Below are 12063 nucleotides of genomic sequence, written 5' to 3'. Positions count from 1 at the left end.
CGCCGTGGGCCTGCCCCCCGGCGTCGGTGCAGGAGGGATCGACGGGTGATGGCATGTGCGGCAAGGATCGGGGGGAGCAGCCGAAGTAAGGTGCGGGGCGGGGACAACCAGACCGCGACCGGCTCGAATCCACCGGGGTGACGGCCATGCGCCGATGTTTTGTCTGTGCGGCCGACATGATCGGACCCACCGGGCGTGGGCTGACCTATCCGGACGGACAAGTCCGCGACTTCCCGCGGGCCTGCAACGCCTGCGGTGTCCTGCTGGCGGAAGGCGCGGACCCGGCCGCGTGCCGGGCGCACCTGGCCCGGCACCTCGACGCCCCGGACTTCGTCCCGGACCCCGACGCGCCTTACGGCCTCGACCTCTACACCCTGCGCACCGCCGCGACCCGCCTTGGCTTCGGCGTGCGCCCCCGCGACGACGAGGGCCGCTCCGCCCTCCGGCACCCCCACGACCGGCGTGCGGCGCAGGCCGAGCTTTTCGCGATCGACGGCGCCGACCGGCATCCCGTCTCCCTCGGCCTGCTCGGCCGGGCGGCGGAGCGGGACGCCTTGCTGGCCTCCCTGCCCGCGCAGGCCGGCTGGACCGACGACGTGGCGATCCTCCTCGATGGCCCGGCGAGCGCCCCCCGGACGGTCCCGGTCGCCGGGTTCCCGGATGGGGCGGTGCGCGTGGCCGCTCGTCCCCTCGACGGCGATTTCGCCGACCAGCGCAACGCGCTCCAGGCCCTCGCCAGGCACGGCTGGATGCTGCAGCTCGATGCCGACGAATCCCTGTCACCCGGCACCGGGCGGCTCCTGCCGGGCCTGGCGGCGCTCGCCGGGGAGGGGGATGCGATCTCGGTCGGGCTCGCGCGGGCGAACCGGGTCGATGGCGTCCTGTCGGACGTCTTCCCGGATGTGCAGTACCGGTTGAACCGCACCTCCGTGCGCTTCGCCGGCCGGGTGCACGAGCGGCCGGTGCTCGACGGTGGATGGCCGCGCAGCTTCATCGGCCTGCACGGGGTCATCGAGCACCGTCTCACTGCCGCGCATGTGCGGGGGCGATCACGGGTCTACGAAACCCTCGACCCCGGCCGCGGCCGGTCCGAGGAGGAGGAGGCCCTGATGCGGCCCTACGCCGACTGACCGCGTGGCGGGGGTGATGCGATGGCGCGCCGGTAGAGGTCCAGGGTCTTCTCGCCCAGGCTCGCCCGGTCGAAGCGCCCCGCCGCCGCGATGGCGCGAATCCGATAGGCCCTGCGCAGGCCGGGATCGATCAGAAGGGGCCGCAGGGCCTCGGCCAGAGCCGGCCCGGTGGCGGCGGCGGCCAGGGGGCCCGCGCCGGGGACACCCACGAAGGCCCGGGCGCTCGCGTCCTCCGCGCAGGCGACGACCGGCCGGCCATACGCCAAGGCCTCCTGATAGACGAGGCCGAAACTCTCGTAGCGGGACGGCGCGACCACCGCATGGGCCTCGGAGTAGGCCCTCGCCAGGGCTTGGTCGTCGATCCGGCCCCACGCCCGGATGTGCCGTCGCGCAACCGGGGACAGGTCGGCCGGAAGATCCTCCGGCCCGACGCCGACGAGGTCGAGCCGGAATGGTGGCACCTCGCCCCGGGCCGCCTCGGGACCAAGGAGGGCGACCGCGCCGAGGAGCGCGTCGAACCCCTTGCGGGCCTCCGCCCGGCCGACGAAGAGCAGACGCACCGGCTCCCGCCTGTCCGGATAGGCGGCGGCGCGGGCCCGCGCGGCGACCTCGGGCGGGAGGCTGAGGCCGATCACCGCCGCGGGTTGCCACCCCGTCAGCCCATAGGCGCGGGCGATCACCGCCCCATGCTCGGCGGTGTTGGCGATGAGGCCGCGGCTCCCGCGCGCCTGCCGGCGTTCGAGGTGGTCGGCCGTCCATCCGTCGAGGCGGTTGCGCAGGGAGTCGGCCGGCCCACGGGTGAAGGCGGCCGGCGTCGAGCTGCGCGTCACCAGCGGCAGGTCGGGGCGTCCGGTGAGGAGCGCGGCCGGCGCGTACCAGTTCGTGGCCTCGATCACGGCGAAGGGCGCCCGGTCATGGGCATCGAGGACCGCCCGCCGGAAGGCGAGGGGTGCCGCCAGATGCCCCGCCGAGCCCCACAGGCGCAGCCGCGCCAGCGCGCCGCCGGGGGGCAGGCCGAGGCCGACGATCCTGACGCCGCCCAGTTGCCCGCATCCGGTCCGGTCCAGGGTGAACACGGTCACCTCCGCCCCCGCCTGGGCGAGGCTCTCGGCGATCTCGCGGGCAGCGGTCGAGAGCCCGCTTGGGGAGGGAGGGTAGTCCCAGGCCAGGAGGGCAGTGCGCATCAGGCCGACAGCAGACGCCGGTAGAGGGCGAGGTAGTCCCGGGCCATGCGCTCGGCCGTGAACCGTTCCTCGAACCGGGCGCGGATCATCGCGCGATCGAGCTGCCCGATCCGGGCGAGGGCGGCGGCGGCCTCGTCTTCGCTCGACACGACGAACCCCGTCACCCCGTCCTCGACGATCTCCGGGACCGATCCGCGGTTCCAGGCGACGACCGGGGTGCCGCAGGCCATCGCCTCGATCATCACGAGGCCGAAAGGCTCCGGCCAGTCGATCGGGAACAGGAGCGCCTTCGCGCCGCCCAGGAGTTCACCCTTCGCGGCGTCGTCGACGGGCCCGAGATAGGTCGCGTCGGGGCCGAGGAGCGGGCGCACCTGCCGGTCAAAGTAATCCGGGTTGCCGACGTCGATCGTGCCGCCGAGGCGGATCGGGAGGCCGGCCGCGCGGGCGACCCGGATCGCGGTGTCCGGCCGTTTCTGGTCGGTCATGCGGCCGACGAAGGCGACAAAGGCGTCCGGTTCGGCGCGGAGGGCGTAGCGGTCCCGGTCGATGCCGTGATGCACGACGCCCGCCCGGTTCGCGGCGGGGATCGCGGCCTCCTGGGCCGCCGAGATGGCGGCGACCGGCAGGTCGGGAAAGCCCGCGAAGAAGAGGGCCCGGTCGAGTTCGTCCACCCGCCAATGCACCGTGGTCAGGCTGTGGCGGCGCCGCTGGCCGAGGAGCGCCGCATGGGCGAACTCGCCGTGGCAATGGATGATGTCGAAATCCCCAAGCCGCAGGCGAAGTGCCTCCAATTGCAGGGCATCCAGGGCGGCAGGGACGCCGGGCGCGACCCGGCCGAAGCGCTGTTCGAGGGCGAACAGACTCGGGTGATCGCCGACAAGAGGTAAGTCTGTCGCACTGTCGGATGGGGCGAACAACGTTACGTGAACACCCAAGCTTCGCAGCGCAGTGCTTAGATCGTGCACAACACGTTCTGTGCCGCCATGATGGTTCGGAGGAACGGGGAATATGTTCGGTGCGACTTGGGCGACGCGAATCACGGGGTGGTCTTTACATAGGTTAAATTATCGGCGGCATTCGGCAATGTTAGCCTCCGTCTGATGTTCGTCCTGCACATCGCCCTGCAAGGCTGTCTGCGCGGCGACGGTGTCGTCTATGGGATCACCGCCGACACCGGGGGGCACATCCGGTATCTGCTCGATCTCGTCTCGGCCTCGGCACAGGACCGCGACCTCACCCGGATCGTCGTGGCGACCCGGCTGTTCGCCGGACACCTCGGGGCCGCCTACGCCGTGCCCGAAGAGCGCATCGCCGACAAGGTCACGCTCGTGCGGCTCGGCAGCGCGTCCCCGGCCTATTGCGCCAAGGAGGCGATGCACGCGGAGGTCTCCTGCTTCGCCGAGAACCTGATCGCCTGGATCGCCGCGCAGGAGCAGGCGCCGGATCTGATCCACGCCCATTACGCCGATGCCGGCACGGTGGCGTCCCTGGTCGAGGACCGGCTCGGCATCCCGTTCGTGTTCACGGCCCACTCGCTCGGGCGGGTGAAGGCGGCCATGCTGGGCGAGGCTGCCCCCCGCCCCGACCTCGCCCGCCGGATCGCCACAGAGGAGGCGGTCCTCGCCCGGGCGCAGCTCGTCATCGCGTCCTCCCGCGACGAGGCCGAGGTGCAGTATGCCGGCTATGCCGCCTACGATCCCGGCCGCGTCCGCATCCTGCCGCCGGGCAGCGACCTCGGCCGTTTCGCTTCGGCCCGGACCAGCCCCCGCATCGATGCGGCGATCGACCGGTTCCTGGACGATCCGGCCAAGCCGGCCCTCCTGGCCCTCGCCCGGCCCGTGGCGCGCAAGAACCTCGCCGCCCTGGTCCGGGCCTACGGGGAGAGCCCGGCGCTCCAGGCCATCGCCAACCTCGTCATCGTCGCCGGCACCCGCGAGGACATCGACAGCCTCGACGGCGACATGGCTGCGACGATGCGCGACCTGCTGGTCCTGATCGACCGTTACGACCTCTACGGGCGGATCGCCTACCCGAAGACGCACCTTCCAGACGACGTGCCGGCGATCTATGCCTACGCCCGGGCCCGGGGCGGGCTGTTCGTCAATCCGGCCCTCAACGAGCCCTTCGGCTTGACGCTGCTGGAGGCCTCGGCCGCCGGCCTGCCCCTGGTCGCCACGGATAGCGGCGGCCCCAACGACATCGTCGAGACCTGCGGCAACGGCCTTCTGGTCGATCCCCGCTCGCCGGGTTCGATCGCGGCGGCCTGCCTGCGGATCCTCGGTGACCCGGCCCTTTACGCCCGCTGCGTGGCGGGCGGGGCCCGGGCGGCGGCGGCCTACGATTGGGACCGGCACGCCGCGCGCTACCACGTCCTCCTGCGCGACCTGCTGGCGCCCCAACGGGCAACCCCGCCGACCCGGCAACTCCTCGTCTGCGACATCGACAATACGCTGATCGGCTGCGAGGCCGCCCTCGACATTTTCCGCCGATGGCGGAGCCGGCAGGCGGGTCTCGCCTTCGGGGTCGCGACAGGCCGCTCCTTCCACAGCGCCATGGCCGTCCTGGAACAGCAGGCGAGCCCCCGCCCGCAGGTGATGATTACCTCCGTCGGCTCCGAGATCTACAACCTCGACGATAATGGCGTGACCTATACGGCGGATGCCGGGTGGCGCCGGATCATCGCCGCCGGCTGGGACCGGCCGGCAGTCCACGATGCCCTTGCCGGGCTCGACGGGCTCGCGCCGCAGGGGCCGCTGGAACAGCGCGCCCTGAAGCTGAGCTATTTCGGCGATGCCGCCGCGGCCCGGCGGGTCCGGGGCCGGCTTGACGAGGCGGGCCTCTCCGCCCGGGTGATCCACAGCCACGGCCAGTATCTCGACGTGCTGCCCGCAGCCGCCTCGAAGGGCACCGCCGTGGATCACGTCCGCGCCCTGTACGACCTGCCGGAGCGGGCGGTGTTCGTGGCCGGGGATTCCGGCAACGACATCGAGATGCTTCGCGCCCGGGTTCAGGCGATCATCGTGGCGAACTATTCGGACGACCTCGCCAGCAACGCCGCCCTCCAGCATTCCTACGTCGCCCGCGCGACGCATGCCCGGGGCATCATCGAGGGCGTCTCGCATTTCCGCCGGATGCCGGCCGATGTCGGCTGAGCCGGCGGTGGGCACGGCCCCGAGCGTGCTGACCCTGGTCCGTGGCCGGGCCGACCGGCTGCGGAACCTGATGCGCGGCCTCGCGGCCCAGTCGGAGCCTCCGGGCGAACTCGTCATCGCCTGGATGCAGGCGGAGCCGGCACCGGACCTGCCCGATCCGGGCTGTCCCATCCGCCACGTCTTCGTCGCGGGCGATCCGATGCCGCTGGCGGCCGCGCGCAACCGCGCCGCCGGGGCAGCCGGCGGTGGCCTCCTGATCTTCCTCGACGTCGACTGCATTCCCTCGCCGACCCTCGTCGCGGGCTACAGGCAGGCCGCTGCGCAGGCGCGGGGGCTGTTCCTCGGCGAGGTGCTCTACCTGCCGCCGGCCGATCCCCTCGATCCGGCCAGCCTCGACCGCCTCGGCCGCCCCCATCCGGCCCGGCCGGAGCCCCCCGCCGCCGGCCTGCGGCCGGAGCCCAATCCTGATCAGCTCTGGGGCCTGTCCTTCGCCCTCGCGGCCTCCGACTGGCGCGCGGTGGGCGGCATGGACGAGGCGTTCGCCGGCTATGGCGGCGAGGAGACGGACCTCGCCGCAAGGCTCGCAGCAACCGGCCTGCCGATCTTCTGGGTCGCGGGCGCCTGCGCCTACCATCAGCATCACCCGGTCCACGTGCCGCCCCTCCAGCATTTCGCGCCGATCCTGGCGAACGCGGCGCGCTTCCGGGCCCGGCACGGGCGCTGGTGCATGACCTACTGGCTCGACCAGTTCCGCGAGGCCGGGTTCATCGCCTGGGACGAGGACGCCTCCGAGATCTACACGATCCGCCCCCCGACCGACGCCGAGATCGCCGCCGCCCTGCGGCCCGACGCCCTGTACTCCTGAGATCGAGCCGGACCGCACCCGCCATGAAGAAGCCCATCGCGTTCTTCGTCCACCACCAGGGGCGCGGCCACGCCAACCGCACGATGGCGGTGGCGAGCGAGTTTGCCCGGGATCGCCCGGTCTCGATCCTCACGGCGGATCCGGGCCTGTTCGACGGCTTCGCCCGGGACGTCGAGATCGTGGCCCTGCCGAACATGATCGGCGCCGCCGTCCCCACGCCCCGGCTCTATGCCGAACCGACGCCGCAGGTGATGCACTGCGTGCCGCTGGGCCTCAGCGAGATGCGCCGGACCATGCGGCGCATCCTCGACCACCTCGACGATCGCGGGGTCGGGCTGTTCGTGGTCGACGTCTCGGCGGAAATCGCGCTCCTCTCCCGGATCGCCAGCGTGCCCGCCGTGCAGATCCGCATGCATGGCGATCGCTCCGATATCGGTCATGTCGGCGCCTACGAGGCCTGCGTGGGAATGCTCGCCCCCTTCGACGAGCGCCTGGAGCAAGACGATTACCCGGCGCGTCTGCGCGCCAAGACCTTCTACAGCGGTGGCCTGTGCACCAGCGTCGATCGCGTGCCGGACCGGGCCGAGGCGCGGGCGCGGCTCGGCCTGGATCCCGCTCAGGAAATCGTCGTCGCGGTGACGGGGGGCGGCGGCAGCGGCACGCCCTACGCGCCCCTCACGGTGGCGGCCCGCGCCGCTCCCGACGCCCTCTGGCTCACCCTCGGGCCGACCCATCGCGAGGGCCACGAGACCGACTTCGCCAACCTGCGCGAACTCGGCTGGGTCCCCTCCGTGACGGACTACCTCGCGGCGGCCGACATCGACATCGCCTCGGCAGGCGACAACACCGTGCACGAGGTCGCCCGGGTCGGCGGACGCCTGATCGTGATGCCCGAATGGCGCTACTTCGCCGAGCAGACCCGCAAGGCCGAGGCCCTGGTCCGCCTGGGGGCCGCCGTCCAGGCGCCGGCCTGGCCCGGTGACCTCGCCGGCTGGCGCGACCTCCTCGCCCGCGCCCGCACCCTCGACGGGAGCGCCCTGCGCAGCCTCTACGCGCCGGATGCCGCCGGGCGCGCGGCCGGCTGGCTCGAGGACCTGACCGACGGGCTGTGGGACCACGGATCGGCCGCCGAGGACCCCGCGAGCGCCCCGCTCCACATCGTCGCGGCCGAATGACCGCCTTCCCCCCGCCCTCACCGGAGCCACACCGCCGCATGTCCACCGTTTCCGTCGTGACCCTCGCCAAGGGCCGGCCGGCGCATCTGCGCAACGTGCTCCGCGGCCTGCAACGCCAGACCCGCCCGCCCGCCGAGTTCATCGTCGCGGTGATGCAGGATGCGCCCTACGACCTGCCGGAGGCGGGCTTCCCGATCCGCCAGATCCCCGTGCCGGGCCGCGAGCTTCCCCTGGCGGCGGCCCGCAACCGCGGCGTGGCGGCGGCACGGGGGGATGTCGTCGTCTTCCTCGATGTCGACTGCATTCCCGCGCCGGATCTCATCGCCGACTACGCGCGGGCGCTCGACGAACTCGATGGCTTGCTGATGGGCGAGGTGCTGCACCTGCCCGAGCGCGCGACGGCCGGCGCCTGGGACTACGCCGGTCTCGACGCCGTCGCCGAGAGGCATTCCGACCGCCGGGGCCCCCCGGCCGCCGGCATCGAGATCTGCCACGATTACCGCTGCTTCTGGTCGCTGAACTTCGCCATCCGGCGCAGCACCTTCCTGGCGACCGGCGGTTTTGACGAGCGCTACACGGGCTACGGCGGCGAGGACACGGATTTCGGCAAGGTCCTCGACGAGGGCGGCGTCCCCATCGCGTGGATGAAGGGCGCCCGGGCCTATCACCAGTACCACCCGCACCACATGCCCCCGGTCCACCACATCGAGAGCGTGGTCCGCAATGCCGAGCTGTTCGAGGCCAAGTGGGGTTACCGCACCATGGGGCATTGGCTCTACGCGTTCCGCGTCATGGGCCTGATCGACGACACCCCCGACCGGCCGATCCGGATCCTCCGCCGGCCCGATGCCGGGGATCTGGCCCTCACCGGCCAGCAGCAGCACCAGCCCTATTCCAACTCGGCCTCGGTCATCCGCGCCATCGAGGCGCGACAGGCCGCGAGCCCCGAGAGCCAGGTCAGCGAGCCCGCATCGATGAGCGCATGAGGATTGCCATCCTCGCCCATCTCCGCCACCCGATCGCGCCGCCCTTCGCGGGCGGTCTCGAGGCCTATACCTGGAACCTCGCCGAGGGCCTGAGGGGCCGGGGCCACGAGGTCGTGCTGTTCGCCTCCGGGGACAGCGATCCGCGCGTGCCCCTCGACCCCATCATCCCCGTCCATCAGGAGCGGCGCTTCCCCGGCCTGGAGCACCAGGGCGATGCGGGGCTGAAGGCGCATCTCGACGAGGGGTATGCCAAGGCCTGCGACCGGATCGCCGGGGGCGGCTTCGACGTCGTGCACAACAACAGCCTGAGCCGCCTCGCCCTGGAGCCCCGGCGCCTCGCGGCGACGCCCACCGTCACCTCGCTGCACGTCCCGCCCTACAACGCGCTCCGCTGGTTCGTCCACGCCAGTGCGGTGCCAGGGCACCGGATCACCGCGACCTCGGACGCGCTGCTTCGGGCATGGTGGCCGGAGGGGGCGCCACCCGGAGCCTCGGTGCTCCATAACGGCATCGATCCCGCCGCGTGGCCCTATTCGCCACGGGGGGACGGGAGCGCCGTCTGGTCGGGGCGTTTGGCAGCGGTGAAGGGCGCGCACCACGCCATCGCGGCAGCGCGCCGGGCCGGCCTGCCCCTCACCCTCTTCGGCCCGATCGAGGAGCCGGAGTATTGGGCGGCGCGGGTTGCACCGAACCTCGGCGGCCCGATCCGCTACGGCGGCCACCTCGCCGGCCCGGCGCTGGCGGCCGAGATCGGCCGCGCCTCCGTGTTCCTGTTCACCCCCTGCTGGGACGAGCCGTTCGGTCTGGCGGCGATCGAAGCGATGGCCTGCGGCCTTCCGGTCGCCGGCTTCGCCAGGGGCGCCGCGTCCGAGATCGTCGGGGAGGCCGGGTGTCTCGTCCGATGCGGGGACGAGGCCGCCCTGGCCGGGGCCATCGGCACGGCCCTCACGATCCCGCGGACGGTTGCGCGGGCGCGGGTGCAGCGCCTGTTCACCCGCGAGCTGTGGCTCGATCGCTGCGAGGTGCTCTACGCCCTTGCCCGCCCCGCCGAAGCTGCCGTTTTGGCAGTTTAGGTCCGGGTTATCGCCGACTTCGTCCGCGCCGGGGGAGGGGGGCCTAAGGCATCACCCACGCGCAGGGACCCCCGGCGATCGCGGCGCATTCGTAGGCACCTCCACCGAACATCGCGCGGCGCTGGACGTCGCCGATCTGATCCTGCGCCACGAGCCGGCAGCCCGGCTGGCCACCGACCTGCGCCGCCGCCCGGTCGCGATCCTCGCCGGCGGCGGCCGAGAGCTGGCGCAGGGCCAGGAGACTGTCGCAGACCGGAACTTTCCCGCGCGATCCCTGATCGCCCGTACCCTGGGCGGCGGCCGGCGCGGCGGCGAGGAGGATGAGACCGGTGAGGGTGGTAAGGCGCATCGCGGACTCCCTGCGGGCGTTTCCCTCAAGCCCCGGGACGGGAACCGGGGGCGATGGCGGCCCGCTGCGGAAGCTAGGATCGATCCGCGCCGGGGCCAGCATTCTCCGTCGGGAGAGCCGGTTCCTGTGTCGCAGTTCATGGGTTGAGAGAACCACATCGATCCCGAGATGTTGAGGCCGCATGACCGATCAATCCTCACCCGCCCCCCTGGATCAAGTCGCCGATGCCCGGCGGAGGGAGATGGCCGTCGAGCACATGCTCTTCGGGACGATCCGCTTCCTCGCTCAACGGCACCCCGAAATGCTCGACGAGCTGGAGGGAAGCCTCGGCCATCTCTGGGACAAGTCCGAGGGAACGGCCCGCGACGACGAGGCGGTGCGCGAGATCGCCCGCAAGTTCATCCGCAGCCTTCGCGCGGAACATTAGGCACCGTAGACGGTCCGATCGACGATCATCACAACGCAGCGTGGAGGCTCACATGAACGCAGCACCCGACGGGTCAGTCATCCAGCGGGACGCGCCGCGGCCCGATCTCCTGGCTTTCGAGATCAAGGACAAGATCACCAAGCCCGATATCGAATGGATGTCCGCCGTGACGGACCATGCCATGCAGGCCCATCAGAAGATCGACATGCTTCTCATCATGTCGCACTACGAAGGCTCGGAGTTCGGTGCCAAATTCGATGGCTACGCCAACAGCGTGAAGGCGCGGTCGGTCGCCCACATCCGGAAGTATGTCGTCGTCGGCGCTCCGGCTTTCGCGGAAGCCATGATCAAACTGTCCGGCCTCATCATGCCGGTGGACACGAAAACCTTCGATCTCGCGGACGAGGCTTCGGCCTGGTCATACCTCGCCGAGGCCGGTCCGGCGGGCGCTTAGCCTCAGGGCCGGCACCCCACTGGCCTCCGGGGGCACGCCACGCCTGCGCGTGCGCCCCTGGCACGTCTTTCTTGCCAAGCCGCCGAGCTACTGCTGCGGCCGTTGCCGGATCGAGTCGATGTTCTCCGGCGACAGGTCCGTGACCAGGGTCCCGTGGGGCCGGGCGGCCGTTTTCGCGGCCTCAGCGGGACGGGCTTTCTCCGTCGATGCCTTCTTCTCCGCGCCTGTCGGGAACGGCAAATCGCGATCGGGCCATTCCTCGTACCTCATCGATCGCGCCGGCCTCTGATCGCCGCAGCCCTGGCAGACGGAGACCAGCCAGGATTGCCACAGGCCGTCGGTCTTCTCTTCCATCGATTTGGCGCGCTCGCGATGGGCGGAGGCCAGTTCGACGGTGTTCAGGTCGGACTGTTCCTTCGGCGCCGCGCGCACGCGGAGCTGATCGAGGACCACGTCGCGCTTACCGGTCGCGCCGTCGGACGCGTCCCCCGCCGGGATCGCGCCGGTCGTCGCGGGACCGGGCTTGCAGCCAGCGCAGACCGAGGAATCGATCCTGTCATCGGCTGCCTGACGCGGCGTCGGCCGTTCGATCGCCTCGACCGAAGTGGGGCTCGCCGACCGGCTCGGAGGCTTGGTCTGCCCCAAGGCCGTAGTATTGGGCGCCTTTTCCGTGGCGAGTGGATCCACTCTGCCGTTGGGCATATTGTCTTTAGCATGTATTGGCGATGCCGCTATGCAGCAAAATCCGATACCGGCAAGCAATCGATGATATGCGGCCATGGCGACCTCCATGACAGGATAATCGCCGGAATGCGATTGGGTTCACTATCAAATTATTCCAATCAATCCGCAAAACGCGATGTGTCGTTGCTGTCCGTGGTCGAAGCATTCGTGCGAGCGCCGATCATCAACCAAATCCTTACAATCGCATTCGTAGTATCGCGATGGCGGCGCTGGAATCGCGTTTGGACACAAGTCGGCGAACCTCTTCGAGCCCGCGTCCTCCCGATCACCTGTGTGCCGAAACCATACTGAGGATCGGCATCGGCCTACGTCGTGCCGAGGCTTTTAATCCGCAACGTGAGCATTAGCTTGTCCTCAGACACATGGACGAGGGCGATGGAACGGTCGACGCATCCCAAGGACACTCCGCAGGGCATGGATGATCAGCAGGATGCGTTGGTCGAGGCGGCCGAAGACACGGTCCTCGAGCCCCTGGCGGATTTCCCCAGCATCAACCTGCGCTCGGGCGTGGAGCCCTGGGACAA

General features: G+C 71.1%; 12 protein-coding genes. 8 read left to right on the top strand and 4 right to left on the bottom strand.

Annotated features, from left to right (window positions below; genetic code table 11):
- Positions 1-146: 146 nt before the first annotated feature.
- Positions 147-1130, top strand: coding sequence for a glycosyltransferase family protein (locus MFF22_RS00885; protein ID WP_238247198.1), 984 nt, complete (start codon positions 147-149; stop codon positions 1128-1130).
- Here MFF22_RS00885 and MFF22_RS00880 read toward each other — a convergent pair.
- A complete protein-coding gene (locus MFF22_RS00880; protein ID WP_238247196.1) occupies positions 1118-2314 on the bottom strand; it encodes a glycosyltransferase family 4 protein in 1197 nt (398 codons plus the stop codon). The two genes, MFF22_RS00885 and MFF22_RS00880, sit on opposite strands and share 13 nt — an antisense overlap.
- On the bottom strand, positions 2314-3354 hold the full coding sequence (locus tag MFF22_RS00875) for a glycosyltransferase family 4 protein (protein WP_238247195.1): 1041 nt from the start codon (positions 3352-3354) through the stop codon (positions 2314-2316). Before MFF22_RS00875 ends, MFF22_RS00880 begins: the two co-directional genes overlap by 1 nt.
- Before the next feature lie 60 nt (positions 3355-3414).
- On the opposite strand from MFF22_RS00875, the gene MFF22_RS00870 reads away from it, so the two are divergent.
- From MFF22_RS00870 to MFF22_RS00850, 5 genes are read left to right on the top strand one after another with little or no spacing between them, the layout of a single operon-like run.
- Complete coding sequence (locus MFF22_RS00870; RefSeq protein ID WP_238247193.1) at positions 3415-5466, top strand: HAD-IIB family hydrolase; 2052 nt, start codon at positions 3415-3417, stop codon at positions 5464-5466.
- Complete coding sequence (locus MFF22_RS00865) at positions 5456-6331, top strand: glycosyltransferase family 2 protein (RefSeq protein ID WP_238247191.1); 876 nt, start codon at positions 5456-5458, stop codon at positions 6329-6331. The genes MFF22_RS00870 and MFF22_RS00865 overlap by 11 nt, the downstream gene beginning before the upstream one ends.
- 23 nt (positions 6332-6354) lie before the next feature.
- Complete coding sequence (locus MFF22_RS00860; RefSeq protein WP_238247188.1) at positions 6355-7506, top strand: glycosyltransferase; 1152 nt, start codon at positions 6355-6357, stop codon at positions 7504-7506.
- A gap of 38 nt (positions 7507-7544) precedes the next feature.
- Positions 7545-8492: a glycosyltransferase family 2 protein gene (locus tag MFF22_RS00855; protein ID WP_238247186.1), complete on the top strand. Its 948-nt coding sequence runs from the start codon at positions 7545-7547 to the stop codon at positions 8490-8492.
- Positions 8489-9565 carry a glycosyltransferase gene (locus MFF22_RS00850; protein WP_238247185.1) on the top strand — a complete coding sequence of 359 codons (1077 nt, stop codon included), beginning with the start codon at positions 8489-8491 and terminating at the stop codon, positions 9563-9565. Before MFF22_RS00855 ends, MFF22_RS00850 begins: the two co-directional genes overlap by 4 nt.
- A 43-nt stretch (positions 9566-9608) precedes the next feature.
- Here the strand turns inward: MFF22_RS00850 and MFF22_RS00845 are convergent, their stop codons facing one another.
- Positions 9609-9914, bottom strand: coding sequence for a hypothetical protein (locus tag MFF22_RS00845; protein ID WP_238247183.1), 306 nt, complete (start codon positions 9912-9914; stop codon positions 9609-9611).
- 181 nt (positions 9915-10095) lie between these two features.
- Here MFF22_RS00845 and MFF22_RS00840 point away from each other — a divergent pair, with 181 nt between their 5' ends.
- Together MFF22_RS00840 and MFF22_RS00835 are read left to right on the top strand one after the other, a co-directional pair.
- Positions 10096-10341: a hypothetical protein gene (locus tag MFF22_RS00840; protein ID WP_238247181.1), complete on the top strand. Its 246-nt coding sequence runs from the start codon at positions 10096-10098 to the stop codon at positions 10339-10341.
- A gap of 52 nt (positions 10342-10393) precedes the next feature.
- Complete coding sequence (locus MFF22_RS00835; RefSeq protein ID WP_238247179.1) at positions 10394-10795, top strand: SpoIIAA family protein; 402 nt, start codon at positions 10394-10396, stop codon at positions 10793-10795.
- Between the two features lie 87 nt (positions 10796-10882).
- On the opposite strand, the gene MFF22_RS00830 is transcribed toward MFF22_RS00835, so the two are convergent.
- Positions 10883-11440 (bottom strand): hypothetical protein, encoded by a 558-nt coding sequence (locus tag MFF22_RS00830; protein WP_238247177.1) that lies wholly within the window; start codon positions 11438-11440, stop codon positions 10883-10885.
- Between the last annotated feature and the right edge of the window lie 623 nt (positions 11441-12063).

The organism is Methylobacterium persicinum, assembly GCF_022179525.1.
Lineage (GTDB): Bacteria > Pseudomonadota > Alphaproteobacteria > Rhizobiales > Beijerinckiaceae > Methylobacterium > Methylobacterium persicinum.
The sequence above is the reverse complement of the archived record's forward strand: the minus strand, read 5'-3'. Positions and strand labels throughout refer to the sequence as shown.

Excerpts from the sequence above, each read along its gene's own strand:
- MFF22_RS00885 (WP_238247198.1), top strand. The coding sequence starts at position 147 with ATGCGCCGATGTTTTGTCTGTGCGGCCGACATGATCGGACCCACCGGG.
- MFF22_RS00835 (WP_238247179.1), top strand. The coding sequence starts at position 10,394 with ATGAACGCAGCACCCGACGGGTCAGTCATCCAGCGGGACGCGCCGCGG.
- MFF22_RS00860 (WP_238247188.1), top strand. The coding sequence starts at position 6,355 with ATGAAGAAGCCCATCGCGTTCTTCGTCCACCACCAGGGGCGCGGCCAC.
- MFF22_RS00865 (WP_238247191.1), top strand. The coding sequence starts at position 5,456 with ATGTCGGCTGAGCCGGCGGTGGGCACGGCCCCGAGCGTGCTGACCCTG.
- MFF22_RS00845 (WP_238247183.1), bottom strand. The coding sequence starts at position 9,914 with ATGCGCCTTACCACCCTCACCGGTCTCATCCTCCTCGCCGCCGCGCCG.
- MFF22_RS00870 (WP_238247193.1), top strand. The coding sequence starts at position 3,415 with ATGTTCGTCCTGCACATCGCCCTGCAAGGCTGTCTGCGCGGCGACGGT.
- MFF22_RS00880 (WP_238247196.1), bottom strand. The coding sequence starts at position 2,314 with ATGCGCACTGCCCTCCTGGCCTGGGACTACCCTCCCTCCCCAAGCGGG.
- MFF22_RS00840 (WP_238247181.1), top strand. The coding sequence starts at position 10,096 with ATGACCGATCAATCCTCACCCGCCCCCCTGGATCAAGTCGCCGATGCC.
- MFF22_RS00855 (WP_238247186.1), top strand. The coding sequence starts at position 7,545 with ATGTCCACCGTTTCCGTCGTGACCCTCGCCAAGGGCCGGCCGGCGCAT.
- MFF22_RS00850 (WP_238247185.1), top strand. The coding sequence starts at position 8,489 with ATGAGGATTGCCATCCTCGCCCATCTCCGCCACCCGATCGCGCCGCCC.